Source organism: Brachybacterium tyrofermentans, from assembly GCF_039526165.1.
In the GTDB taxonomy this organism is placed as follows: Bacteria; Actinomycetota; Actinomycetes; order Actinomycetales; family Dermabacteraceae; genus Brachybacterium; species Brachybacterium tyrofermentans.
Genome location: NZ_BAAAIR010000032.1, coordinates 164,474 through 189,775 on the forward strand (window position 1 = coordinate 164,474; position 25,302 = coordinate 189,775).

19 protein-coding genes are annotated in these 25,302 nt (G+C 70.4%); 13 read left to right on the forward strand and 6 right to left on the reverse strand.

The window, feature by feature from the left end; translation table 11 throughout:
* The first annotated feature begins 24 nt into the window (after nt 1-24).
* From polA to aroD, 7 genes are all read left to right on the forward strand, one after another.
* On the forward strand, nt 25-2,724 hold the full coding sequence (gene polA / locus ABD093_RS06630) for a DNA polymerase I (RefSeq protein WP_343923276.1): 2,700 nt from the start codon (nt 25-27) through the stop codon (nt 2,722-2,724).
* A gap of 372 nt (nt 2,725-3,096) precedes the next feature.
* The gene (gene rpsA, locus ABD093_RS06635; protein WP_343923278.1) at nt 3,097-4,584 is read left to right on the forward strand and encodes a 30S ribosomal protein S1; all 1,488 of its coding nucleotides are present in this window, start codon (nt 3,097-3,099) and stop codon (nt 4,582-4,584) included.
* Between the two features lie 180 nt (nt 4,585-4,764).
* Complete coding sequence (locus tag ABD093_RS06640; protein WP_193117256.1) at nt 4,765-5,595, forward strand: HAD-IIA family hydrolase; 831 nt, start codon at nt 4,765-4,767, stop codon at nt 5,593-5,595.
* Between the two features lie 102 nt (nt 5,596-5,697).
* Nucleotides 5,698-6,948, forward strand: coding sequence for a chorismate synthase (gene aroC, locus ABD093_RS06645; protein ID WP_343923280.1), 1,251 nt, complete (start codon nt 5,698-5,700; stop codon nt 6,946-6,948).
* Entirely contained in the window at nt 6,945-7,490 is a 546-nt protein-coding gene (locus ABD093_RS06650) for a shikimate kinase (protein WP_343923282.1), read from the forward strand. The genes aroC and ABD093_RS06650 overlap by 4 nt, the downstream gene beginning before the upstream one ends.
* Entirely contained in the window at nt 7,487-8,569 is a 1,083-nt protein-coding gene (aroB, locus tag ABD093_RS06655) for a 3-dehydroquinate synthase (RefSeq protein ID WP_343923284.1), read from the forward strand. Before ABD093_RS06650 ends, aroB begins: the two co-directional genes overlap by 4 nt.
* A gap of 11 nt (nt 8,570-8,580) precedes the next feature.
* Nucleotides 8,581-9,435, forward strand: coding sequence for a type I 3-dehydroquinate dehydratase (gene aroD / locus ABD093_RS06660; protein ID WP_343923286.1), 855 nt, complete (start codon nt 8,581-8,583; stop codon nt 9,433-9,435).
* 52 nt (nt 9,436-9,487) lie between these two features.
* On the opposite strand, the gene ABD093_RS06665 is transcribed toward aroD, so the two are convergent.
* On the reverse strand, nt 9,488-10,468 hold the full coding sequence (locus ABD093_RS06665) for a trimeric intracellular cation channel family protein (RefSeq protein WP_343923288.1): 981 nt from the start codon (nt 10,466-10,468) through the stop codon (nt 9,488-9,490).
* Nucleotides 10,469-10,577: 109 nt separating this feature from the next.
* Between ABD093_RS06665 and coaE the strand changes: the two genes are divergently transcribed.
* The 3 genes from coaE (at nt 10,578) to ABD093_RS06680 (ending at nt 15,269) form a co-directional block, all read left to right on the forward strand.
* Nucleotides 10,578-11,201 carry a dephospho-CoA kinase gene (gene coaE, locus ABD093_RS06670; protein WP_226849968.1) on the forward strand — a complete coding sequence of 208 codons (624 nt, stop codon included), beginning with the start codon at nt 10,578-10,580 and terminating at the stop codon, nt 11,199-11,201.
* 135 nt (nt 11,202-11,336) lie between these two features.
* Nucleotides 11,337-13,439 (forward strand): excinuclease ABC subunit UvrB, encoded by a 2,103-nt coding sequence (gene uvrB, locus ABD093_RS06675; RefSeq protein ID WP_343923291.1) that lies wholly within the window; start codon nt 11,337-11,339, stop codon nt 13,437-13,439.
* 114 nt (nt 13,440-13,553) lie between these two features.
* Nucleotides 13,554-15,269 (forward strand): ABC transporter ATP-binding protein, encoded by a 1,716-nt coding sequence (locus tag ABD093_RS06680; RefSeq protein WP_343923293.1) that lies wholly within the window; start codon nt 13,554-13,556, stop codon nt 15,267-15,269.
* A 41-nt stretch (nt 15,270-15,310) separates the two neighbouring features.
* Here the strand turns inward: ABD093_RS06680 and ABD093_RS06685 are convergent, their stop codons facing one another.
* Nucleotides 15,311-15,691 (reverse strand): hypothetical protein, encoded by a 381-nt coding sequence (locus ABD093_RS06685; RefSeq protein ID WP_343923295.1) that lies wholly within the window; start codon nt 15,689-15,691, stop codon nt 15,311-15,313.
* Between the two features lie 181 nt (nt 15,692-15,872).
* On the reverse strand, nt 15,873-16,343 hold the full coding sequence (locus ABD093_RS06690) for a pyrimidine dimer DNA glycosylase/endonuclease V (protein WP_193117341.1): 471 nt from the start codon (nt 16,341-16,343) through the stop codon (nt 15,873-15,875).
* A gap of 94 nt (nt 16,344-16,437) precedes the next feature.
* On the opposite strand from ABD093_RS06690, the gene ABD093_RS06695 reads away from it, so the two are divergent.
* Together ABD093_RS06695 and ABD093_RS06700 are read left to right on the forward strand one after the other, a co-directional pair.
* A complete protein-coding gene (locus ABD093_RS06695; RefSeq protein ID WP_193117248.1) occupies nt 16,438-16,938 on the forward strand; it encodes a GNAT family N-acetyltransferase in 501 nt (166 codons plus the stop codon).
* A 209-nt stretch (nt 16,939-17,147) separates the two neighbouring features.
* A complete protein-coding gene (locus ABD093_RS06700; RefSeq protein ID WP_193117247.1) occupies nt 17,148-17,723 on the forward strand; it encodes a hypothetical protein in 576 nt (191 codons plus the stop codon).
* 202 nt (nt 17,724-17,925) lie between these two features.
* Here ABD093_RS06700 and ABD093_RS06705 read toward each other — a convergent pair whose 3' ends face one another.
* From ABD093_RS06705 to ABD093_RS06715, 3 genes are all read right to left on the reverse strand, one after another.
* On the reverse strand, nt 17,926-19,713 hold the full coding sequence (locus ABD093_RS06705; protein WP_343923298.1) for an HNH endonuclease signature motif containing protein: 1,788 nt from the start codon (nt 19,711-19,713) through the stop codon (nt 17,926-17,928).
* A 225-nt stretch (nt 19,714-19,938) separates the two neighbouring features.
* Nucleotides 19,939-21,681 carry a bifunctional 3'-5' exonuclease/DNA polymerase gene (locus ABD093_RS06710; protein ID WP_343923300.1) on the reverse strand — a complete coding sequence of 581 codons (1,743 nt, stop codon included), beginning with the start codon at nt 21,679-21,681 and terminating at the stop codon, nt 19,939-19,941.
* Complete coding sequence (locus tag ABD093_RS06715; protein ID WP_343923302.1) at nt 21,678-22,367, reverse strand: MBL fold metallo-hydrolase; 690 nt, start codon at nt 22,365-22,367, stop codon at nt 21,678-21,680. The genes ABD093_RS06710 and ABD093_RS06715 overlap by 4 nt, the downstream gene beginning before the upstream one ends.
* Before the next feature lie 72 nt (nt 22,368-22,439).
* Between ABD093_RS06715 and uvrA the strand changes: the two genes are divergently transcribed.
* Nucleotides 22,440-25,301: an excinuclease ABC subunit UvrA gene (uvrA, locus tag ABD093_RS06720; protein WP_343923304.1), complete on the forward strand. Its 2,862-nt coding sequence runs from the start codon at nt 22,440-22,442 to the stop codon at nt 25,299-25,301.
* Nucleotide 25,302 lies beyond the last annotated feature (1 nt).

Sequence of the window (25,302 nt, forward strand, 5' to 3'; positions counted from 1 at the left end):
GGCGGACATGCGAGACTTCTCCTCATGAGTGCCAGCGACACCGGTGACCAGCGAATCCTCCTCATCGACGGGCACGCCATGGCGTTCCGCGCGTTCTTCGCGCTGCCTGCCGACGGGTTCAGCGACGGGCGGGGGCAGGCGACCAACGCCGTGTACGGCTTCACGCGGATGATCATCAACGTCGTCGCCTCGGAGAAGCCCACCCATGTGGCCGTCGCCTTCGACCTGCCCGGCGGAACCTTCCGCGACCGCATCTACGACCAGTACAAGGGCGGTCGCGACGAGACTCCGCCCGAGTTCGTGGGCCAGATCGACCTGATCATGCAGGTCCTGGATGCGCTCGGGGTGCGCTGGCTGACGGTCGAGGACTACGAGGCCGACGACATCATCGCCAGCCTCGCCCACCGGACCGCGACCGAGGGCGGCGAGGCGCTGATCGTCACCAGCGACCGTGACGCAATCCAGCTGGTCGGGGAGAGCGTGACCCTGCTGCAGCCGGTCAAGGGCGTCACCGAGATGCGCCGCATGAACCCCGCGGCCATCGAGGAGAAGTACGGGATCCCGCCCGAGCGCTACTCGGATCTCGCCGCGCTCGTCGGGGAGTCGGCGGACAACCTCCCCGGGGTCCCCGGCGTCGGCCCGAAGACCGCCGCGAAGTGGATCGTGCAGTACGGCGACCTGCCCGGGATCATCGCCCACGCCGGCGAGATCAAGGGCAAGGCCGGGCAGTCCCTGCGCGACCACATCGCCGATGTCGAGCGCAACCGGCTGATGAACGCCGCGGTCCTCGACCTCGAGCTGCCCGCGGATCCCGAGCACTACACCCTGGGCCGTGGCGACGGGACCGTGCTCAACGCTCTCTTCGACGAGCTCGCCTTCGGCCCCACGATCCGCAAGGACGTCCCCGCGGACTTCCTCGCCGGGGGTGCGGACGTGCCCCAGGCGCCGGCCCGCGAGCTGCCCCCGGTGCAGCGTCCCGCCTCCGCCGAGCTCCCCGAGCTGCTGACCTCCGCCTTCGGCGAGGGTGCGGCGCTCGCGAGCGACGGCAGCTGGGTGCTCGGGCAGGGAGACCTGCGCCGGCTCGCCCTGGCCACCGACGACGCGCTCGCGGTGCTCACGCTCGCCGATCTCGACGACGCCGCGGAGCGGGCTCTCGCCGCCTGGCTCGAGGACCCCGAGATCCCCAAGTCCGCGCACGACACCAAGAACCTCGCCCATCAGGCCCGTGGCCGCGGGCTGCGCATCGCGGGCTGGCGCACCGACCTCGCGATCGCGGAGTTCCTGTGCCGTCCCGACCAGCGGCCCACCGACCTCGCCGGGCTGACCCTGCGGCACCTGCAGGAGGACCTCCAGGTAGAGGCCGCCGCGGCCCAGCAGGAGCTGGATCTCGGGGCCGACGACGGCAGCGACGCCGAGGCCGAGCAGCTCGGCCGCGCCGCCGATGCGGTGCTGCGCCTGGAGCGGCTGCTGCGCTCCGAGCTCGAGGAGCACGCCGCGCTGTCGCTGCACGACGATCTCGAGCTGCCGCTGTCCGCCGTGATCGGTGAGCTCGAGGCCACCGGCATCGCCGTCTCCGACGACGTGCTCGCGGGCCTGGACCAGGAGCACGCGACCAAGCAGACCGAGGTCGCCGAGTCGGCGTTCTCCCACCTCGACGGCGATCGCATCAACCTCGGCTCGCCCAAGCAGCTCCAGGAGGTCCTCTACGAACGCCTGGGGCTCCCCAAGGGCCGCCGGACGAAGACCGGCTACAGCACGAACGCCGAGACCCTCGTGGATCTGTTCGAGAAGACCCAGCACCCCTTCCTCGCGGATCTGCTCGCGCACCGTGACGTGACGAAGATGCGGCAGATCATCGACACCCTGCGCCGGTTCATCTCCCCGGAGGGGCGGATCCACACGACGTTCCACCAGAACATCGCCGCGACCGGCCGCCTCTCCTCGAACAACCCGAACCTGCAGAACATCCCCACCCGCACCGAGGAGGGGCGACGGATCCGATCGGCCTTCGGGAACTCCGCGGGATACCACGCGCTGCTCACGGCTGACTACTCGCAGATCGAGATGCGCATCATGGCGCACCTCTCGGAGGACGCCGGCCTGATCGAGGCGTTCCGCTCGGGGGAGGACCTGCACCGCTTCGTCGCCTCGCGAGTCTTCGACGTCGAGCCGGAGGAGGTCGACGGCGCGATGCGGTCCAAGACCAAGGCCATCAGCTACGGGCTGGCCTACGGGCTGAGCGCCTTCGGCCTGGCCCGCCAGCTGCACATCTCCCAGGGTGAGGCGACCGCCCTGCGCGACGGCTACTTCGAGCGGTTCGGCGGGGTGCGGGACTTCCTGCGCGAGAGCGTCGAGAAGGCCCGTGCGACGGGGTACACCGAGACCATCCTCGGGCGCCGCCGCTACCTGCCGGACCTCACCTCCGACAACCGCCAGCGCCGCGAGAACGCCGAGCGCGTGGCCCTGAACTCGCCGATCCAGGGCAGCGCGGCGGACATCATCAAGCTCGCGATGCTCCGGGTCGACGAGCTGCTGCGCGAGAAGGAGCTGACCTCTCGGGTGCTGCTCCAGGTGCATGACGAACTGGTGATGGACGTCGCCGAGGGCGAGGAGGCGCAGGTGCGCGAGGTCGTGACCGAGGGCATGGGGTCCGCCTTCGAGCTGTCGGTTCCCCTCGAGGTCGGCATCGGCGTCGGCCCGAACTGGCTCGAGGCCGCCCACTGAGCCGAGCAACCGGCGGCGACCGCAGCCGGTCCTCCGGTCGCGCACCGCGGATCGGGTCGCGCACCGCGGGTCCACCCGGAGTGCGGTCGGTCCTCCGGTCGCGGATCGCGGGCCCGGTCGACGATCGGGGTCCGGTGAGGGACCGAACTCACATCGACGCACGACGTCGGAGCCGGTTTCTCCCTCGCGCAGGAATCGTCAGGCTGGTAACCTGGTCGAGGTCTGCGCGCGGGCCCGCCCTTCGTGGGATGCATGCGGTGAATGCCCATGTCCTCCCGAACCTGGCCGGGTGCGTGCGGATGTGCCCCTGAGCAGGGGCACTGCACGTCCATCGTTCCTACTCAATCCTGTCCCGACGGAGTCCTTACCTACATGACCGACACCACGACCCCCCAGATCGCCATCAACGACATCGGCGGCGCCGACGAACTCATGGCAGCCATCGATGCGACCATCAAGTACTTCAACGATGGCGACATCGTCGAAGGCACTGTGGTGAAGGTCGATCACGATGAGGTCCTCCTGGACATCGGCTACAAGACCGAGGGCGTCATCCCCTCGCGCGAGCTGTCCATCAAGCACGACGTCGACCCCGGTGAGGTCGTCGAGGTCGGCGACGAGATCGAGGCCCTGGTTCTCCAGAAGGAGGACAAGGAAGGCCGTCTGATCCTGTCCAAGAAGCGCGCACAGTACGAGCGCGCCTGGGGCACGATCGAGCAGATCAAGGAAGACGAGGGCGTCGTCACCGGCCGCGTCATCGAGGTCGTCAAGGGCGGCCTCATCGTCGACATCGGCCTGCGCGGCTTCCTCCCCGCCTCCCTCGTCGAGATGCGTCGCGTCCGCGACCTGCAGCCGTACGTCGGCCAGGAGATCGAGGCGAAGATCATCGAGCTCGACAAGAACCGCAACAACGTGGTCCTGTCCCGCCGTGCCTACCTCGAGGAGACCCAGTCCGCGGTCCGCTCGGACTTCCTGCAGACCCTGCAGAAGGGCCAGGTCCGCGAGGGCGCTGTGTCCTCCATCGTCAACTTCGGCGCCTTCGTCGATCTCGGCGGCGTCGACGGCCTGGTGCACGTCTCCGAGCTGTCCTGGAAGCACATCGATCACCCCTCCGAGGTCGTCGAGGTCGGTCAGAAGGTCTCCGTCGAGGTTCTCGACGTGGACATGGACCGCGAGCGCGTCTCCCTGTCGCTGAAGGCGACGCAGGAGGATCCGTGGCAGCTCTTCGCCCGCACCCACGCCATCGGCGAGGTCGTCCCGGGCAAGGTCACCAAGCTGGTTCCCTTCGGTGCGTTCGTGCGCGTCGAGGACGGCATCGAGGGCCTCGTGCACATCTCCGAGCTGGCCCAGCGCCACGTGGATCTGCCCGAGCAGGTCGTCACCGTCGACCAGGACGTCTTCGTCAAGGTCATCGACATCGACCTCGAGCGTCGCCGGATCTCGCTGTCGCTCAAGCAGGCCAACGAGGGCGTCGACCCCGAGGGTGACGACACCACCTTCGACCCGGCGCTGTACGGCATGGCGGCGGAGTACGACGCCAACGGCGAGTACAAGTACCCCGAGGGCTTCGACCCGGAGACCAACGAGTGGCTCGAGGGCTATGACGCCCAGCGCGAGGTGTGGGAGGCCCAGTACGGCGCCGCCTACGAGCGCTGGACCGCTCACAAGGCTCAGGTCGCCGAGGCCATCAAGGCCGACGAGGAGTCCGCGAACGCACCGGCCACCGAGACGTCCACCTCGACGCCGTCGGCCGCTCCGGCCCCGCAGGCGTCCTCCTACCAGTCGAGCACCACGGACGAGGGCACGCTGGCCTCAGACGAGGCACTGGCCGCCCTGCGCGCCAAGCTCACCGGCAACTGATCCTCGGATCGTTCTGCGGAACGCCCCGGTCCCCGTTCGGGGGCCGGGGCGTTCCGGCGTCCGGGGGCCGGGCGCCCGAGGACCCGCTGAGGCCGCTGCAGGGCATCTCCCGCAACGTGTTCCGCAGCTCATCGGGACGGCCTCGTGCGGGCGAGGGCGTTCTCGGTGCACACTGGTGGCATGACCACCGCGCTCGATGACCATCCGATCCACTCCTGGCTCACCGATATGGACGGCGTGCTCGTCCATGAGCAGTCCGCCCTGCCCGGCGCCTCCGACTTCATCGCGGCCCTGCAGCGATTCGGCCGACCGTTCCTGGTTCTCACGAACAACTCGATCTTCACGCCTCGGGATCTGCGTGCGCGGCTCTCGCGCAGTGGCATCGACATCCCCGAGGAGTCGATCTGGACCAGCGCGATGGCCACGGCACGCTTCCTCGCGGAGCAGGCGCCCGGCTCATCGGCCTATGTGATCGGTGAAGCAGGGCTGACCAGCGCGATGCACGAGGAGGGCTTCATCCTCGCCGACTCCGACGTGGAGTTCGTGGTGCTGGGGGAGACGCGCACGTACTCCTTCGAGTCGATCACCCGCGCGATCCGCCTGATCGCCAAGGGCGCGAAGTTCATCGCCACCAACCCGGACGTCAGCGGCCCCAGCGCCGAGGGGCCGATGCCCGCCACCGGGTCCGTCGCAGCGATGATCACCGCCGCCACCGGGATCCAGCCGTACTACATCGGCAAGCCGAACCCGCTCATGATGCGCACCGCGCTGAACCGCATCGGAGCGCATTCGGAGACCTCCGTGATGATCGGCGACCGGATGGACACCGATGTGAAGTCGGGCCTCGAGGCGGGCATGCGGTCCGTGCTGGTGCTGACCGGCTCCACCACGGAGGACGAGATCCCGCTGTACCCGTTCCGACCCACCGCGATCATGGACGGCATCGCCGATGTCGTCCCGCTGGTGGAGCAGCTGATGCCCTCCGAGGCGGTCGAGCTCGGGGAGGACTGATCCCGACCTCAGCACGCAGGGTGACGAGCACCTCCGGGACGGGCGTCCGCACAGCGCGGACGCCCGTCCTCGTGTCCAGGGCATCATGAGAGAATCGGCGGTATGTTGCGCTGGCTCACGGCCGGGGAATCCCATGGCCCTTCCCTCATCTCCCTGCTCGACGGCGTCCCCGCCGGGATCGAGCTGACCAGTGACGATCTGAAGGCGGCTCTCGCCCGTCGGCGGCTCGGACACGGCCGTGGCAGCCGCCAGAAGTTCGAGCAGGACGTGCTGACCGTGCACAGCGGGCTGCGGCACGGGCTCACCCTCGGCTCGCCGCTCGCGATCGAGATCGCGAACTCCGAGTGGCCGAAGTGGGAGAAGGTCATGAGCGCCGATCCCGTGCAGCCCGAGGATCTCCTCGTCGATGCCGGGACCGGTGACCAGCGGGAGATCGCCCGCAACCGCCCGCTGACCCGGCCGCGGCCCGGCCATGCCGATCTCTCCGGGATGCTCAAGTACGGGTTCGACGAGGCCCGTCCGATCCTCGAACGGGCCAGCGCCCGCGAGACCGCCGCTCGGGTGGTGGCGGGCCGCGTCGCCGCCGCGATCCTGGAGCAGGCCGCCGGCATCCGGCTGGTCTCCCACACCCTGTCCGTCGGCCCGGTGCGCGTCCCGGAGGACGCCCCCCTGCCGATGCCCGACGACGACCAGGCCCTGGACGCCGATCCGCTGCGCTGCTTCCACCCGGAGACCTCCGCCGCGATGGTCGCCGAGGTCGACTCCGCGAAGTCCGACGGCGACACCCTCGGCGGGGTCGTCGAGGTCCTCGCCTACGGCCTACCGGTGGGCCTGGGGTCGCACACGCAGTGGGATCGCAAGCTCGACGGCCGCCTCGCCCAGGCGATCATGTCCATCCAGGCGATGAAGGGCGTGGAGATCGGCGACGGCTTCGCGACCGCCGCCCGCCGCGGCTCCGTCGCCCACGACGAGATCCTCGCGGCCGGCGAGTCCGACAGCCGCACCGCGATCCCGCGCGCCAGCAACCGCGCCGGCGGCCTCGAGGGCGGCATGACCAACGGCCAGGTGCTGCGCGTGCGCGGCGCCCTGAAGCCCATCTCGACGGTGCCGCGCGCGCTGCGCACGATCGACGTGGCCAGCGGTGACCAGTCCACCGCCAACCACCAGCGCTCCGACACCTGCGCGGTCGCGCCTGCCGCGGTGATCGCGGAGGCCGTGGTCGCCCTCGCCCTCGTGGACGCCCTGTTGGAGAAGACCGGCGGGGACAGCGTCGAGGAGATCCGGGCGCACCTGGCAGGGACGGTCGAGCTGCAGTCACGCATCGTGGGCGGTGGCTCGGGCGCCGCCTCGTGAGCGGACCCGCAGTCATCCTGCTGGGCCCGATGGGCGCCGGCAAGACCAGCGTCGGGCGGGAGCTCGCGGCCCGTCTGGACGTGCCCTTCGACGATCTGGACGCGATGATCGTCGCCGAGGCGGGACGCCCGATCCCGGCCATCTTCGAGAGCGAGGGCGAAGCAGGCTTCCGGGAGCTCGAGGCCGCGGTGCTGGAGCGGGCCCTCGCCTCCTGCCGCGGTGTGCTCTCTCTCGGCGGGGGCGCGCCCCTGCACCCCGCCTCGCGCGAGCGGCTGCGGGGCGGGCCCGTCGTGCTGCTCGAGATCGATGAGCGCACGGCGACCAGCCGCATCGGCCGGGGCCATGGGCGCCCGATGCTCGCCGGCGGCGCGGACCCCATGGTCCGTTGGCGCGAGCTCGCCCGTGCCCGAGGGCCCGTCTACCGCGAGCTCGCCCGCTGGAGCGTCGACACCGGCCGCGGCAGCGCCGCCTCCGTGGCGCGCGCCATCACCGACATGATGGGCAGGGACCTGCTGTCCCTGCCCGAGGAGGAGAATCCATGAGCACCACCGTGATCCCCGTGACCACCCCCGTCGGCAGCTACGACGTCCTCGTCGGCCGCGGCATCATGCACGACGTCGGCGACCTGATCCCGGGGCGCACCCGCCGCGTCGTCATCGTCCATCAGCCCAGTCTCCGCGATGTCGCCGAGGAGATCCGCGCGACCATCGCCGGCACCGGTCGCGACGCCTTCGCCGCAGAGATCCCCGACGGGGAGGAGGCCAAGACCGCCCAGGTCGCCGGCTTCCTCTGGGGCGTGTGCGGGCAGGCGGAGATCGGCCGTGGCGACCTCGTCATCGGGCTCGGCGGCGGCGCCGCGACGGATCTCGCCGGCTTCGTCGCCGCCTCCTGGCTGCGCGGCATCGACGTGCTGCAGATCCCCACCACGGTCGCGGGCATGGTCGATGCCGCCGTGGGCGGGAAGACCGGGATCAACACCACCGAGGGCAAGAACCTCGTCGGCGCCTTCCACCCGCCGATCGCGGTGCTCGCCGACCTCGACGTCCTCGAGTCCCTCGGTGCCCACGACATCGCCGCCGGGCTCGCCGAGGTCGTCAAGGGAGGGTTCATCGCCGATGAGCGCATCCTGGAGATCATCGAGGCGGACCCCGCCGCGGTGCTCGACGTGACCACCGACGCCTTCCGCGAAGTCGTCGAGCGCAAGATCCGCATCAAGGCCGACGTCGTCTCCGAGGACCTCACCGAGCAGGGACGCCGCGAGATCCTCAACTACGGCCACACCCTCGCCCACGCCATCGAGCGCAACGAGCGCTACCAGTGGCGCCACGGCGCGGCGGTCTCCGTCGGCATGATGTTCGCCGCCGAGCTCTCGCACCTCGCGGGCAAGCTCTCCGAGGCCGACGTCGACCGGCATCGCAACATCCTCACCTCTCTGGGCCTGCCCACCACCTACCGGGACCGGCAGTGGCCCAAGCTCGAGGACGCCATGAAGCGCGACAAGAAGACCCGGGCGGGTCTGCTGCGCTTCGTGGTCCTGGACCGGGTCGGGTCCGTCTCCCGGCTGGAAGGCCCCGACCCCGCCCTGCTGCTGTCCGCCTACGCAGCGATCACCGCAGAATGACGGAGGACACCATGACCGACAGCACCCCCACATCCAGCACCCCCACGGATCCCACCGCGACCGAGAGCGCAGGGACCACGGTCACCGCCACCGTGCGCGGCATCGAGCTCGGCCGTGCGCGGCCCGAGATCATCGTCCCGCTGGTGGGCGACGACCACGACGCCGTGCTCGCGCAGGCAGATGCCGCGCTGAAGACCCCGGCCCGCATCATCGAATGGCGCATCGACCGCTTCCGCCCCGACCTGGAGGATTCCGAGGACCACCGCGACGTGGTGCTCGCGACCCTTCCGGCGCTGCGTGCGAAGCTCGGACCCGACAAGGCGCTGCTGGCCACCGTGCGCACCGATGCGGAGGGCGGGTCCCGTCGGATCCGCGACCTCGACCTCGCGGTGCTGCTGGAGGCGCTCATGGGTTCCCGACGAGCCGGCACCCAGTCCCAGGTCGACATGATCGACATCGAGACGTCGCGTTCGCCCGAGATCGTCGCGCGCGTGATCACGACCGCGCACCGCAACGGCGTCGTCGTGATCGGCTCCTTCCACGACCTCGAGGGCACCCCCGACGAGGCGGAGATCGCCGAGCTGCTGCGCTCCCAGCGCCGCCTCGGAGCCGACGTCCCGAAGATCGCCGTGACCCCGCGGACCGCCCGCGACGTGCTGACGCTGCTCTCAGCGAGCCTGACGGTCGCCTCCGAGCGCACCGGGCCCCACATCGCGATCAGCATGGGGACCCTCGGCGTGGCCAGCAGGGTCTCTGCGGAATCCTTCGGCAGCGCCGCGACCTTCGCGACGGCCGGGGCGGCTTCCGCCCCGGGCCAGCTGGGGGCTGACGACGTGGCCCGGATGCTCGAGCTGCTGCGCCCCTGAGCGCTGTCGGCCCGACGGGTGGCCCGACGGGTGGCCCGTCGTGCGGGTCCGCTCAGCGGGCGTCGGACGGGTCCGGGCTGCCGGGGTGGTCCGTGTCGCCGGTGCCGTCCGTGCTCCGGGGCGCGACATGCCCTGTCCCTGTCCCGTGCCCGTGCCCGTGCCCGTGCCCGTGCCCGGAATCGGGCCCAGGGAAGCGGACGGCGTCCCCGTCGTGGTCCGCGAACGCCCGATCGGCGTACTGACCGGCATCGGCATCCAGGAAGCTGAAGTCGTCGGCGAGATCGTCGACCGTGGCATCGACCACAGGGATCGCCCCGGTCTCCTGCGCGACCCGCTCGCGCTCCGAGCGTCGCGTGCGCCGCACGAGGGCCTTGACCTGCGAGGCGGACATCGTCACCTGCCATTCCCCATGGGCGGGCAGCGACCAGCGCCGCCAGGCCGCGAGCCCGGCGAGGAGCGCGCCGAGGGCGACGGCCACCAGCACGTAGGGCGACTCCAGGCCCATGGCCGTCACGCCCCAGGTGCCGATCGCGGTGACCAGGGCGCCCGTCGCATACAGCGGCCCGCCGCCGAAGATCGCGGGGATCCTGCCCACGAGGACATCGCGGATCACGCCGCCGCCCACGGCGCTGGTCACCCCGAGCAGGATCGCGGGCAGCGGATCCAGGCCGTAACCGATCGACTTCGCCGTGCCGGTCGCCGCCCACAGCGCCATCGCCGCGATGTCCAGCACAGTGACCAGGCCCCGCCACCAGGGCCCGTCGGCCGCGATCACGAAAGTGAACAGCGACCCGGCGAGCGCACAGGTCAGGTACCAGGGGCCGTCGAAGGCGGCCGGTGTGCCGTAGTCCAGGATCAGGTCGCGCACCAGGCCTCCGCCGAGACCGGCGACGATCCCGATGATCGCGAACCCCACGGCATCGAAGTTCAGGCGCGATGCGAGGGCGCCTGCGGCGACACCCATCACGAAGACCCCGATGAGGTCCAGCACGCGCAGGAAGTCGTTGGTGACGAGCAGTTGGAGAGGATCCACGTCTCGACGGTAGTCGGCTCGGACGCCGTGTGAGGATCCGGCGCGATGTGAGACGGCATCCACCTGCCCGCCCGGGAGGCGGGGGAGCGATGCCCCGTACGATCGGCGCATGACGATCTCCGCTCGTGCCACCCCGCCCCGCATCGGTCTGACCGGCGGCATCGGCTCCGGGAAGTCGACCGTCGCGGCGATCTGGCGAGACGCTGGGCACCGCGTGATCGACCTCGATGCGCACTCCCGAGCGGTGCTCGACACCCCCGGCGACGGGGTCGAGGAGGCCGTGACCCGATTCGGGGAACGATTCCGCACCTCCGGCGGGATCATCGATCGGGCGGCGCTGGCGGCCCTCGTCTTCGCCGATGACGAGGCCCGGGCCGATCTGGAGGCGATCGTGCTCAGCCGCGTCGACCGCGCGGTCGCCGCGGAGGAGCGGGAGGCGGCCGCGGCGGGCGAGGCGCTCGTCGTGCATGACAGCCCCCTGCTGCTGGAGAAGGATCGCGGCCTGGACTACGCCGCCGTCGTCGCCGTGCTCGCCCGCTGGGAGGACCGCATCCACCGGGTCGTCCGCGACCGCGGCAAGGACCGTGCCTACGTCGAATCGATCATGGCCGCCCAGGTCACCGACCTCGAGCGGATCCGTCGGGCGGATCGCCTCGTGCTCAACACGACGGATCGGGGGACCCTCGCGCAGCGCGCGCGGCACGCCCTGGCCGTCCTCGTCGACGCGCTCTGACCTCGGACACCCTCGTGAGGGGGGTGGATGATGCCCGCGGACGCGGAAGACGCCGGGATCACGCAGGATTCTGCCGTGCGCTGACGCACAGGCCGTCACCTTTCGGCTGTCGGACCCGGGACGTAGGCTCGACGCATGCGTCCCGTCACTGATCTGGTCCGCGCCGAGCATCCCTTCGAGGTCGTCTCCGACTACTCGCCCTCGGGCGATCAGCCGCGGGCGATCGCCGACCTCACGCGTCGTATCAACGACGGCGAGCAGGACGTGGTGCTGCTGGGCGCCACCGGTACCGGCAAGTCCGCGACTACGGCCTGGCTGATCGAACAGGTGCAGCGCCCCACCCTGGTGATGGCCCACAACAAGACCCTCGCCGCGCAGCTGGCCAGCGAGTTCCGGGATCTGCTGCCGAACAACGCGGTGGAGTACTTCGTCTCGTACTACGACTACTACCAACCCGAGGCGTACGTCCCCCAGTCGGACACCTTCATCGAGAAGGACTCCTCCGTGAACGCCGAGGTGGAACGGCTGCGGCACAGCGCCACCAACTCCCTGCTCACGCGCCGCGACGTCGTCGTGGTCTCCTCCGTGTCCTGCATCTACGGCCTGGGCACCCCGCAGGAGTACGTGGACCGGATGGTGCAGCTGCAGGTGGGCCAGCAGCTGGACCGCGATGAGCTGCTGCACCGCTTCGTGGACATGCAGTACGACCGCAACGACGTCGCCTTCGAGCGGGGCACCTTCCGCGTGCGCGGCGACACTGTCGAGATCATCCCGATGTACGAGGAGCTCGCGATCCGGATCGAGTTCTTCGGCGACGAGGTCGACGCGCTGTACACGCTGCACCCGATGACCGGCGAGGTGATCCGCGCCGAGGACCACATCCACATCTTCCCGGCCTCCCACTACGTCGCCGGCCCCGAGCGCCTCTCCCGCGCGATCGGCACCATCGAGGTCGAGCTCGCCGAGCGGCTCGAGGAGCTCGAGCACCAGAACAAGCTCCTCGAGGCCCAGCGGCTGCGGATGCGCACCACGCACGACCTCGAGATGCTCCGCCAGGTCGGGTCGACCAACGGCGTGGAGAACTACTCCCGGCACCTCGACGGCCGTGACCCCGGCACCGCCCCGAACACCCTCATGGACTACTTCCCCGAGGACTTCCTGCTGGTCATCGACGAGTCCCATGTCACCGTGCCGCAGATCGGGGCGATGTTCGAAGGCGACCGCTCCCGCAAGCGCACGCTCGTCGACTTCGGGTTCCGCCTGCCCAGCGCCCTGGACAACCGGCCGCTCACCTTCTCGGAGTTCACCGAGCGCACGGGCCAGACGGTCTACCTCTCCGCGACCCCCGCGGACTACGAGCTCGGCAAGGCGAACGGCGTGGTCGAGCAGATCATCCGGCCGACGGGCCTGGTCGACCCCGAGGTCATCGTCAAGCCGGTCAAGGGCCAGATCGACGATCTGCGCGAGGAGATCGAGAAGCGGGTCCAGCGCGATGAGCGCATCCTGGTGACCACGCTGACCAAGCGCATGGCGGAGGACCTCACGGACTTCCTGCTGGAGAACGGCGTGCGGGTGCAGTACCTGCACTCGGACGTCGACACCCTGCGCCGCATCGAGCTGCTGCGCCAGCTGCGCACGGGCGAGTTCGACGTGCTGGTGGGCATCAACCTGCTGCGTGAGGGGCTGGATCTCCCGGAGGTGTCGCTCGTCGCGATCCTCGACGCGGACAAGGAAGGCTTCCTCCGCTCGCGCACCTCGCTGATCCAGACCATCGGCCGCGCCGCCCGCAACGTCTCCGGCCAGGTGCACATGTACGCCGACCGGATCACCGACTCGATGCAGTCCGCGATCGACGAGACCAACCGCCGCCGCGAGATCCAGGTCGCGTACAACACGGAGCACGGCATCGACCCGACGCCGCTGCGCAAGCGCATCGCGGACGTCACCGACATGCTCGCCCGCGAGGACATCGACACCGACACCCTCATGGCCACCGACTACCGCTCCGGCAAGGAGCGGGTCTCGCGCGACCGCGCCCGGGCCAATGCGGTGGACGCCGTCAGCGGCCGCACGGTCGACCTCGGGGACGATCCCGTCGGCTCCCTGACCGGCATGATCGACGAGATGACCGCGCAGATGCACCAGGCCGCCGAGACCCTCCAGTTCGAGCAGGCGGCTCGGCTGCGCGACGAGGTCCAGGAGCTCAAGAAGGAGCTGCGGGCGGTGCAGCGCTCGTAGGGACTGTCCCCGAATCGGTCCGACCGTTCGCCCCGCATCGGGCCGGTTGGCGTGGGACGATCGACAGGGTTGCCGCCCGGAGGCATCCAGGTCGAGTTCGACAGGGGAGCATCGTTGCGCACCATCGCATGGATCTCCCGGCGTGCCCTGGCGGCCGCTCCGGTCATGGTTGTCTGCACGACGCTGGTGGCGCTCGTCCTCGCAGCGGTTCCTGCGCTGCAGGTGCTCGTCATCGCCGAGCTGATCGCAGCCCTCGGGGAGGCAGAACGGCTTCAGGACATCGCCGGCGCGCTGCTCGCCATGATCCTGCTCGTGGGACTGACGCCGTCGATCTCGATGATCTGCGGCGACTTCCAGATGCGCGCCGCCCAGAGGCTCCAGGCCGAGCTGAATGCCTCGCTCGTGCGCGAAGCGGCGAGGATCTCGCCGGAAGAACTGGTCAACTCCTCGATCTCGTCGCAGGTGGAACGGCACTCCCGAGCGATCGGTGAAGGCATTTCGTGGTCGTTCAAGCAGTACATGACAGCGTTCATGGGACTTCTGTCCTCGATCGGCGTGATCGCCGCTGTCTTCTCGTTCAGCGCTATCGCCGGTGTGCTGACGCTGATCGCGCTGATCCCGCCTCTGATCTACTCCCGGCATCTCTCAGGTGTCTGGGAACGGCAGTGGGCGGAGGTCAGCCCGCACTACGACCGAGAGCGCTACCTCCGTGAGCTCATCGTGCGTCAACGGCCGGCGACCGAGCTCGCCGGATTGGGCACCTCCGAGCGGGTCGGGGAAATGGTCGCGGTGCGCTGGCGGATCGTCGACTCGATCATGGCCAAGGCGCTGCGGCCCGAGGCGCTCGGGAACGCCGCCAGCGGGATCGTATCGACAGTCCTGCTGGGCGGGGCGATCCTCGCCGTGGTGGTCGGCGCCCACTTCGAGTCATCGGCCGTGGCCGGCATCTATGGCGTGATGGCTGCGATGACCGCCTCTGCCGGTGCCGGGCTCAATGCGGGGCTCGCGATCGAGACTCTTCCCTTGGCACGAGGGCTCCATCATTTTCTGGCCGTGGCCCGGCCCAGCCGGGTGCATCCCGTCGCCCCTGCGGTCCGGGAGCTCCGGGCGGAGCGCCTCACGCATCGCTACAGCGGCAGGGATACGGACGCGATCACCGACGTGAGCATCGAGGCTCGACTCGGCGAGGTGGTGGCGCTGGTCGGCGTGAACGGCGCGGGAAAGACGACGACGGTCAACGCACTGCTCGGACTGGTGACGCCGCAGGCGGGGGAGGCCCGGCTCGACGGGGCAACCCGCACCGAGCTCGGGGAGGCGGCCTGGCTCGCGAGGTTCGGGCTGCTGACCCAGGAGTTCGGGCGCTTCGAGCTGACCGTGCGCGACGCAGTGCGTCTGGGGTCGCCGCGAGAGGACGTGTCCGACGAAGAGGTCTGGACCGCGCTGCGATCGGCTCACGCGGAAGCCATGGTCGAGTCCATGCCGGACGGTCTGGACCAGCAGCTCGGTGAGCAGTGGGGCGGGGTGGGCATCTCCGGGGGCCAGTGGCAGCGGCTGGCGCTGGCGCGGATCTATCTCCGGGATGCGCCGGTCTGGGTGCTGGACGAGCCGACGTCGGCGATCGATGCGGAGGCCGAGCAGGAGATCTTCCACGAGCTGCAGCGGACGAAGCACACCAGGATCACGGTCGTCGTCTCGCACCGTGCCTGGACGCTCAAGGAGATGGACCGGATCTACGTCATCGATGAGGGCCGGGTCGCCGAGCAGGGGACCTACGAGGAGCTGCTCGCGCTCGACGGCAGGTTCGCCGCGATCTTCGCCGAGCAGAGGTGACGGGCAGCGTTGTCAGAGGTGACGGGCCACGTCCTGCGGAATCACTCCTCGTAGGTGATCGCGTACGTCGTCCCGCCGTCCATGGTCGGGGTCGTGATCTCCAGAGTGTCACCGACGGCGACGGTGAAGGACTTCTGGTTGGTGGTGAGGTCGATCCCGCCGGTCTCGGAGCGCTCGGACATCGGCTGGCTCGTGCGCAGCGTGAGCTCCTCGTCGTCCACCGACTTCACCGTGAAGGTGAGTTCGCCGCCCACGCCGTCGCGCGTGAACTCGGATCCCTTCGTGACGCTCTCGGACGCTGATTCCGGCGCTGGCTGATCCTTGCTCCAGCCGGTCCAATCGCTCGAGATCACGGTGAGAGTGACTGTCGGGGACGGGTTCAGGGCCTCCCCGAGCCCGCACCCGGCGACGAGGGTGCTCATCGGCAGGAGGAGAAGCACGCAGCGGCGCGTCCTCAGAATGCCGGCGCTTCGGCGTTCGGCCGCCCGGGTGGTCGTCGTCGTGCTCGTGCTCATGGGTCCTCCTCCGGCTGCGGATGGCGTCTGCTCGGAGGCTATGCCGATCGTGCGTCGAAGCCGATGGGGAGGACTCCCCAGCGCCCCGTCATCTGCCGGCGCGTTCCCAGGACTCGACATCGCCCGGCACCGCCACGAACAGCGGATGCAGCTCCGGTCCCGTCCGGGCGGACTCCCGCTCCCAGCGCTCGGCGTCCCGGTCGGACAGCTTGAGCAGCAGATGCTCCCACTCCAGCGCGACCTGGCCGGTGGTCACGGGGATGCGACCGTCGGCAGAGGGCGCGCCGTCTCGCTGTTCCCCGTCGGCGCTCGGTCGGTGGTCTATACGGGTGCGGTCGAACCGGTACCCGCGCTCGGTGGCCTCCTCGGCGATCGCCTCGAGGTAGATCCCGACGGCGGCGAGCGGATCGTCCTGAGCGCGGAACCGTTCGAGCTGCGGATGCGCACGGTATCCCGTCGTCCGTCCGGCGAGCACGGCCTGAGCGAGCAGCGACTCCCGCCAGCAGCCGGTCAGGCCGGGGCGATCGAGGTGACGGGGATGCAGGGACCACAGGCGCATGGTCCCAGCATGCGGCATGTGGCTGACGACGCGGTCGGTCGACGGGGACCAGTATTCGATGGACGTGCCCGCGGCGACACCGCATGATCGCTGCATGGAGATCACTCTGCAGCCCCTGTCGGTCGAGGACGCCGAGGACCTGGTCGCTGCCGAGGACGAGGAGACGATCCGCTGGTTCTCCGGCGGACGCAGCACGGTCGAGGGCACCAGGCGGTATGTGCAGCTCCTGGAGCAGCGGGCGGCTGCTGGCAGCACCAAACGGGCCTTCACCATCAAGGTGGACGGGCGATGCGTGGGCTCCATCGACCACGACGCCGATCCGCAGGACGGCATCGGTCCCGGGGACGTGAACATCGCCTATGCGATCGCCCCCTGGATGCGCGGGCAGGGGATCACGGCTCACGCGGTCGGCCTGCTCTGCGCGCAGCTCAGCGAACAGGCGGAGGGGGAACGCGCAGTGATCCGCTGCGAGGCCGAGAACGTCGCCTCCGGACGAGTCGCCGAGAAGGCGGGGTTCACCCGTACGCGTGAGGTCCCCAGCACGAATGAGCTCGGCGAACCCGTTGACATGCAGGTGCACGTCCGCGAGCTGTGAGGGTGACAGCGCGCTCCAGCCGCGCCCCGGCCCGTCGGTCGTCGCGACGATCCATCCGATCGTCGGGGTCCTGACGCCGTCTGCTTCGATACCGTCGATCACCGGAGCGACGACGACGGCGCGCAAGACGTCGGCGCGGCAGACTGCTGCGCGACAGCGTCGTCCCCAGGAACCGACCACAGGCCCCGACCCCAGGAGCGACCCGAGCGATGCACGCACCACGACAGGACCAGATCCTTCCCCTTGCCGTGGGAGGTGTGGCTGCTGCGGCACTGGGCACCGTTCCGCTCCACCGGCTGCCGCGTCCCCTCCGGATCGCCTATGTCGTCATCCCTGGAGCGCTGACCGCGGTCCTGACCTACGCCGCCTTCGGGAAGCCTGGCCAGCGACCGGCCCGCGACGCCGGTTCCGCCCCCTTGACGGCAGCGGCTGTGGAGACGAGGGACGAGGCCGAGACGGTGGGGGAGACGGCTGGGGCGGACGACCCGGCAGGATCCGCCCACGAGGGCGAGGACGAGGACGAGAACGAGGGCGAGGACGCAGGTGAGGACGAGGTCCCGACATCACAGGGCTTCCGGCTCGTGCTGTCCCTCGGGCTCGGGTCTCTCCTCGTGGGAGCCGGTGCAGCCGCGATCTGGGTGGACCATCGCATCGAGGATGCCCTGCGTTCGCGGGGAGTCCCTGCGCCGCGGCTGATCATGGGGCTGGCGACCGGGCTGATCACGGTGGCGATCACGGCATCCGACACCGACGAGTCCGGGCACGCGTCGCACTCCGACAGCTGATCGGCAGGTTCCGCTCGCCCGCCGGCGTTGTCGAGCGCACCGAACCCCGGAGATCCCCGGGCACTGGCCCGAGGGCGTCCGAGGAGCTGGGTCGGGACCGATCCGTTCCGCCGGTCCCGTTCCTGCGGGAACGTCCCGTGATCGCCGCTCGCCGAGGCTCCGTCTGCCGTCCGACACGAGTGACGGCACGCGGAACGCGAGATCAGGCGGCGGTGGGGTGCACGACGTTGCGGCAGAGGGCGTCGACGCAATCGGCGAGACGGAAGTCGGCCCCGCCGGTGGTCGCGGCGATCCGTTCCGGGTCCGGATCGATACCGCCCCCGGTCTCGCGCCCGGCCGGAGGAACGAGACGAAGCGCCAGGGTTTCCAGCATCGCCGGCCATCGTGCCTGCACGGGTCGGCCCGCTGCGTCCACCACCTCGAATCGAGGTGGGAACGGGATGGATGGGGCAGCGATCGGGACGAGACGGAGCCCGCCCTCATGGACCATCACGTGGTGGCGGCGGCACAGCAGGGCGAGTCCGTCGATGTCCGTCGGACCGCCCTGGGACCAGGGGGTCGTGTGGTGAGCATCGAGATGCCGGGTCTGGTGGCAGCCGGGGAAGGTGCAGGCGGCGTCACGGAGTCTCAGAGCACGGCGCTGGGCACGGGAGGCGAGCCGGCGGGAGCGGCCCAGATCGAGCACCTCCCCGCCGGCGTCGGTGATCATGAGGGCGACCTTCCCGGTGCAGGCCAGACGTTCTGCCGTGCGGGGCTCCAGAGGTCCCAGGCCGACGACCCCGCAGAGTGAAGACGTTCCCGCGGGAACGCCCTCGGCAGGAGCCGGCGTCGGTGATCCTGCCGCGGCGAGGTTCTTCGGAGCGGCGTCCCCGGGGGAGGGCGACGGTGGGCCGACCGAAAGGACCGCGGCAGGGGAGGAGGGAGACGTTCCCGCGGGAACGCATCCCGTGAGTGCCTCCGCGCTGACCTGGACGACGACCAGATGACGGTCCTCCCCGGAGCGATCCTCCGGCTCGGCGTAGAGGAAGGTCCGGGCGAGGTTGTGCAGAGCGTCCGCCTGGCGCTGCTCGAGGGTGGGTGTCGTGGAGTCGGCGGCGTAACGCGCCGTCCTGTCGACCTCCTCGGCCCCGTCGTCGGCGTTCGACAGGGAGGAGCCGGCGACAGGGGCCGAGTCGGCGGGGGCGGCAGAGTCGTCGAGGGCGCCACGGTCGGGGTCGTGGCCGTCGCGAGCCAGGGAGAGGTCCAGGGCAGTGATCAGCTCGGCGCCCATCTCCGCGGGGAGGACTGCGCGGATCTCGACCAGTCCGTCCTCCCTGGTCTGCCAGCGCGCATGGCGGATGGCGTCCTGGGAGAGGCGGCTGCCGTCGACGGCTCGGAACGAGGAGATGGTGCGCGCCAGCTGGGAGGCGGTCATCGCCCGGGCCATCTCCACCAGCACCGACTCCTCGACCCGGTCGGAGACCCTGCTGATCTCCCGGACCTTCGAGTAGGACAGACGGCCGGTGCGGAACTCTGCGACGGTCAGGGGCATTCCCGGGAGAGCGCGCGCCACCCGCACATGCTCCCGGGCGGTGCCCGGCGTCATCGAACAGGCCCACGCCAACCAGTGGCTCGTCGACTTCAGCCCGGTGTACCAGTCGAGCCCTCCCCGAGCATCGAAGTCTCCGAGGGTGAGCAGCAGCTCGCAGGTGGCCTCGGCGATCATGGCCGCCTGCTGCTGGATGCGCTCGCCGAGCTCCTCGGCTCCCTGGCGATCGAGACGGGCCCGGGGAGTGAGGGGTTGCTCGGGAGAGTGCTCGCTCGTCCCGCTGGCAGCTGCTGATCCACTGTCGGGGTTGGGGTTGGGGTTGGGGTTGGAGCCGGTGCCGTGGCAGCGGCTGAGGTCGGGCTCGGGCTCGCGGTCGGCGTGGGGCTCGGGGACTTCGTCGAGCGGATCGGGCCCGGGCCCATCGGGCACTTCGGGCCCGGGCGTCAGCGGGATCAGGGACATGGCGGCCTCCAACCGGCAGGAGCTCTGGACTCCGTTCCAGTCAAACCGTCGGCCGCCGATCCGTTGTCCGGACCCTGCGCAGTGTGGACGGGGCGGCGGTGTGGAGGAAGCAGCTCGGCCCGCGCTCTTGTGCGAGTCCGTCCGTCCGTCCGACCACGTGTGTGCGTGTGGGTGTGTGTGTGTGGACGTCCGCGAGCGTGTACGCATCTGCGCCGAGGCGGCGCCTCACTTCGCGGGGGAGCGCTCGGTGATCGTCAGGTCCAACGGGAAGTCGACCGGGCTGCCAGGGAACAGCAGACGGCCGGCGGCGTCGGCGGCCTCTCGAATCGCGGTGGCCGCGGCATCGGCCTGGTGGGCCGGGGCGTGCACGATCACCTCGTCGTGGAGGAAGAACGCGAGGTGTGCGCGGCGGGCGAACACCGGGCCCGACGCGTGCGCCCCGGCCGCGGGGGCCACCGGTTCGAAACGGGCCAGGGCCAGGCGCAGCGCCGCCAGCCACGACAGAGCCCATTCCGCTGCGGTGCCCTGCACGACGAAGTTGCGGGTGAAGCGTCCGCGATCCCGGGCAGAGCGCCTCGCGCGCTCCTGCTCACCGGCCGCCGAATCGGGGAGGTAGGCACTGGTCTGCGCCTGCGTCCACGCGGTCTCGGGTGCGGGGGAGGAGCGTCCCAGCCAGGTCGAGACGGTCCCGCCGCGCTCGCCGGTCGCGGCGGCCCCGTCGACGAGGGCCATCGCGTCGGGGAAGTTCTGCCGCAGCCGCGGCACGACGCGGCCGCTGTCCCCGGTGGTGCCGCCGTACAGCGCGCCGAGGACCCCCACCTTCGCCTCCTGCCGAGAAGCGACGATCCCCGCCTCGACGATGCCGGAGTACAGGTCCTTGCCGGCGCCGGCGGTGGCCATCGCCGCGTCGGCGGACATCGCCGCGAGCGCTCGCGGCTCCAGCTGGGCCACGTCGGCGCTGACCAGACGCCAGCCCTCGTCGGCCCGCAGCGCCGGCCGCAGCTGACGGGGGATCTGCAGGGCCCCGCCGCCGCTGCTGGCCCAGCGCCCGGTGACCACCCCGCCCGGCACGTACACCGGTCGATAACGGCCCTCGTGCACCCATTCGTCGATCCACGCCCAGCCGTTCGCGGTGAGCAGGCGCGACTGCTTCTTGTAGCGCAGCAGCGGCTCGATCGCCGGATGGTCGTAGCGCGTCAGCTCCCACTTCGAGGTGGACTCGACGTCGATCTCCGCCCGATGCAGAGCGCGCAGCAGGCGGGGCGGCGAGTCCAGCGCCAGCTGAGGGTCGCCCAGCGCGGCGCGCACCTCGGAGGCGGAGGCGACCATCTTCGAGGGCGGATGGCCGGGTGCGGGACGCGGCCCCAAGGACTCGGTGAGGATCCGGTCGTGCTCGGCGACGTCCCAGGGGATCCCGGCCGCATGCAGCTCGGCCGCGATCAGGCCCCCCGCGGATTCGGCGGCGACCAGCAGTCGCAGTCGGGAAGCAGCCGTGGCGGCGTCGATCGCGGCGAGCTGCCGGGCCAGCTCCGCGAGCGCCGCGTCGATATCGTGCGGGACCCCTCCGCGCCGGGCCGACGACGCATCCAGGTCGAAGAGGGTCGCTCCGACCGTGCGGTCCTCGAGCGGGAGATCGAGGGGAGCGTCCCATGCGGTCGCATCACGGATCTCCTCGGCGTCGCGGACCAGCTGCGAGTGGCGCAGGATCACGTGGATCAGGCGCAGGTCGTGACAGCGGGCGACCGTCACTCCGGCGGCGAGGAGACGGGCGTACCAGGTGGGTGTATCGCTCCAGACCCAGCGGGGGGAGTGCTCGGCCTCGCGCCGGGAGACGGCGTCGGCCAGCTGCGCGGGCTCGAGCTCGCGGGAGCCGATCCGCTCTCCCTGCGCGTCGAGGTCGACGAGGGCGGTGCGCCCGCCGGTGCCCCGGCCGACGACGCACCAGACGGGGGACGGCCCCGTGCTCACCAGCCCCGCTCGCGCCACTGGGGGAGCGCGGGACGCTGCTCACCGAGCGTGGTGTCGTCGCCATGGCCGGGGTAGACCCAGGTGGAGTCCGGGAGCTCCGCGAAGATCCGCTGTTCGACGTCGTCGAGCAGCTGGGTGAAGCGCTGCGGATCATCACCCGTGTTGCCCACTCCTCCGGGGAAGAGGGAATCCCCGGTGAAGAGGTGGTCGCTGGGGTCCCCGGCGTCGTCGACCCCGCTCCACAGCACGGCGACCGAGCCCGGGGTGTGGCCCCGCAGGGCGATGATCCGCACCGACTGCTCCCCGAACTCGAGCACCTGGCCGTGGGTGAGCGGCAGGTCGATCTTCGCGACGATCTCCTTCGCGTCCTCCGCCCCCGCGGCGGTGCGGGCCCCGGTGGCGGCGGCCAGCTCCTCGAGCGCGCCCACGTGATCGTGATGGCTGTGCGTGGTGACGATGAGATCGAGCCAGTTGTGCTCCGCGCCCTCGGCGACCAGGCGTCGCAGGCGATCGGGCTCCGCCGCGGCGTCGATCAGGAGCTGCGCCCCCGTCGACCGACAGGTCAGCAGATAGGCGTTGTTGTCCATCGGTCCCACCGACGCCTTGCGGATCTGGAGGCCCTTCAGCGTGCGTACGCCGCTCTCACCATGGGGTTCGACGTGTCCGGTGTATTCGCTCTCGTCCATGGCCCCAGTATGTCGCGTTCGTCTCCGGCGAACAGCTGTTCGAACGTCGTGTCCCGCTCGTAGGATGATCCGGTGACTGAATCCCTCGTCGTCCGCGGTGCGCGCGAGCACAACCTCAAGAACATCGACATCGATATCCCCCGGAACCGGCTGGTGGTCTTCTCCGGGCTCTCCGGCTCGGGCAAGAGCTCCCTGGCGTTCGACACGATCTTCGCCGAAGGTCAGCGTCGGTACGTGGAGTCGCTGTCCGCCTATGCCCGGCAGTTCCTGGGCCAGATGGACAAGCCCTCCGTCGACCTCATCGAAGGCCTGTCCCCGGCGGTCTCGATCGACCAGAAGTCGACCAACCGCAACCCGCGCTCCACCGTCGGCACGATCACCGAGATCTACGACTACCTGCGCCTGCTGTTCTCCCGCACCGGCGTGCAGCACTGCCCGGTGTGCGGCGAGGCCGTCAGCTCCTCCTCGGCGGAGCAGATCGTGGACACGCTGCTCGAGCAGAGCGAAGGCACCCGCTTCCAGCTGCTGGCACCCGTCGTCCAGGGCCGCAAGGGCGAGCACGCGGATCTGCTGAGCTCGCTGCGCTCCCAGGGGTATGCCCGCGCGCGGATCGACGGGACGACGCGTCGGCTCGACGAGGAGATCTCGCTCGACAAGAAGTTCAAGCACACCATCGAGGTCGTCGTGGACCGCCTGGCGGCCAAGCCCGACGCGCGTCGCCGCCTCACGGACTCCGTCGAGACCTCGCTCCGCCTCGCCGAGGGCGTGGTCCTGGTCGACTACGTGGACCTCGAGGAGGAGGACGCGGAGCGCACCCGTCGCTTCTCCGAGAAGCGGGCCTGCCCCAACCTCCACCCCCTCGCGATCGACGACATCGAGCCGCGCACCTTCTCCTTCAACGCCCCCTACGGCGCCTGCCCCGAGTGCACCGGCATCGGCATGCGCCTCGAGGTCGACCCCGAGCTCGTGATCCCCGACGAGGACCTCACCCTCGCGGAGGGTGCCATCGCCCCCTGGACGATGGGCTCTTCCGATCACCACCAGGAGGTCATGGCGGCGCTCGCCGAGGAGCTCAGCTTCTCGATGGACGTGCCCTGGCGGGCCCTCCCGGAGCGCGCCACCGAGGCGCTGCTGCACGGCAAGGACCACAAGGTCCACGTGAAGTACCGCAACCGCTTCGGCCGCGAGCGCACCTACTCCACCGGCTTCGAGGGCATCATGCACTTCCTCGAGCGCCGTCACTCGGACACCGAGTCGGACTGGGCCAAGGAGCGCTACGAGCAGTTCATGCGCGAGGTTCCCTGCCCCGCCTGCAAGGGGGCGCGGCTGCGCCCCGAGGTCCTCGCGGTCACCGTGGGCGGCCGCTCCATCGCCGAGGTCTGCGCGATGTCGCTGCGCGACGCGCTCACCTTCCACGAGGGGCTCCGGCTCGGCGTGCGCGAGGCCGCGATCGCCGACGAGGTGCTGCGGGAGATCCGCTCGCGCCTGGGCTTCCTGCTCGACGTGGGCCTGGACTACCTCAGCCTCGAGCGCGCCGCCGCGACCCTCTCCGGCGGCGAGGCCCAGCGCATCCGCCTGGCCACCCAGATCGGCTCGGGACTCGTCGGTGTGCTGTACGTGCTCGACGAGCCCTCGATCGGTCTGCACCAGCGCGACAACGCCCGCCTCATCACCACCCTGAACCGGCTCCGCGACCTGGGCAACACCCTCATCGTCGTCGAGCACGACGAGGACACGCTCAACGCCGCCGACTGGGTCGTGGACATCGGTCCTCTGGCCGGTGAGCACGGCGGCAGGGTGGTCCACTCCGGCAGCGTCGAGGACCTCAAGAAGAACCCCGAGAGCCTGACCGGTCGTTACCTCTCCGGCGACCTCGAGATCCCGCTCCCGCTCGCGCGGCGGCCGGTCGACAAGGACCGCATGATCAAGGTCATCGGCCCGCGCGCCAACAACCTCAAGGGACAGGACGTCAGCTTCCCGCTGGGCGTGCTGACCGCCATCACCGGAGTCTCCGGCTCCGGCAAGTCGTCCCTGGTCAACGACATCCTCTACTCGGTGCTCGCCAAGGAGCTCAACCGGGCCCGGATCGTCCCCGGCCGGCACAAGCGCGTCACCGGCCTCGAGCATCTCGACAAGGTGGTCCACGTCGACCAGTCGCCGATCGGGCGCACCCCGCGCTCGAACCCCGCGACCTACACGGGCGTGTGGGACCGCGTGCGCACCCTGTTCGCCCAGACCAATGAGGCGAAGGTGCGCGGTTACACCGCCGGGCGCTTCTCCTTCAACGTCAAGGGCGGCCGCTGCGAGGCCTGCTCGGGCGACGGCACCTTGAAGATCGAGATGAACTTCCTGCCCGACGTCTACGTCCAGTGCGAGGTCTGCCACGGTCAGCGCTACAACCGCGAGACGCTCGAGGTGAAGTTCAAGGACAAGAACGTCGCCGAGGTGCTGAACCTGTCGATCTCCGAGGCGCTCGAGTTCTTCGACGCGGTCCCCCCGATCCGTCGTCAGATGCAGACCCTCGTGGACGTGGGCCTGGGCTACGTGAAGCTCGGGCAGTCCGCGACGACGCTCTCGGGCGGCGAGGCGCAGCGGGTGAAGCTCTCCTCCGAGCTGCACAAGCGCTCCAACGGTCGCAGCATCTACGTGCTGGACGAGCCCACCACCGGCCTCCACTTCGAGGACGTGCGCAAGCTGCTCGAGGTGCTCGGCGGTCTGGTCGACAAGGGCAACACGGTGCTCGTCATCGAGCACAACCTCGACGTCATCAAGACGGCGGACCATGTCATCGATCTCGGCCCCGAGGGAGGAGCCGGCGGCGGCGAGATCGTCGCCAAGGGCACCCCGGAGCAGGTCGCCGCCGTGGCCGGGTCCTACACGGGGCAGTTCCTCGCCCCGCTGCTCGAGGTCGGGCGCGCGGGCCGGGGCGTGTGAG

Bases quoted from the DNA above. Each gene is read 5' to 3' on its own strand.
- ABD093_RS06715 (WP_343923302.1), bottom strand. From the start codon at position 22,367: ATGGACGAGAGCGAATACACCGGACACGTCGAACCCCATGGTGAGAGC.
- polA (WP_343923276.1), top strand. From the start codon at position 25: ATGAGTGCCAGCGACACCGGTGACCAGCGAATCCTCCTCATCGACGGG.
- coaE (WP_226849968.1), top strand. From the start codon at position 10,578: ATGACGATCTCCGCTCGTGCCACCCCGCCCCGCATCGGTCTGACCGGC.
- aroC (WP_343923280.1), top strand. From the start codon at position 5,698: ATGTTGCGCTGGCTCACGGCCGGGGAATCCCATGGCCCTTCCCTCATC.
- ABD093_RS06700 (WP_193117247.1), top strand. From the start codon at position 17,148: ATGCACGCACCACGACAGGACCAGATCCTTCCCCTTGCCGTGGGAGGT.
- ABD093_RS06705 (WP_343923298.1), bottom strand. From the start codon at position 19,713: ATGTCCCTGATCCCGCTGACGCCCGGGCCCGAAGTGCCCGATGGGCCC.
- ABD093_RS06695 (WP_193117248.1), top strand. From the start codon at position 16,438: ATGGAGATCACTCTGCAGCCCCTGTCGGTCGAGGACGCCGAGGACCTG.
- ABD093_RS06690 (WP_193117341.1), bottom strand. From the start codon at position 16,343: ATGCGCCTGTGGTCCCTGCATCCCCGTCACCTCGATCGCCCCGGCCTG.
- ABD093_RS06640 (WP_193117256.1), top strand. From the start codon at position 4,765: ATGACCACCGCGCTCGATGACCATCCGATCCACTCCTGGCTCACCGAT.
- aroD (WP_343923286.1), top strand. From the start codon at position 8,581: ATGACCGACAGCACCCCCACATCCAGCACCCCCACGGATCCCACCGCG.
- rpsA (WP_343923278.1), top strand. From the start codon at position 3,097: ATGACCGACACCACGACCCCCCAGATCGCCATCAACGACATCGGCGGC.
- aroB (WP_343923284.1), top strand. From the start codon at position 7,487: ATGAGCACCACCGTGATCCCCGTGACCACCCCCGTCGGCAGCTACGAC.
- uvrB (WP_343923291.1), top strand. From the start codon at position 11,337: ATGCGTCCCGTCACTGATCTGGTCCGCGCCGAGCATCCCTTCGAGGTC.
- ABD093_RS06685 (WP_343923295.1), bottom strand. From the start codon at position 15,691: ATGAGCACCCTCGTCGCCGGGTGCGGGCTCGGGGAGGCCCTGAACCCG.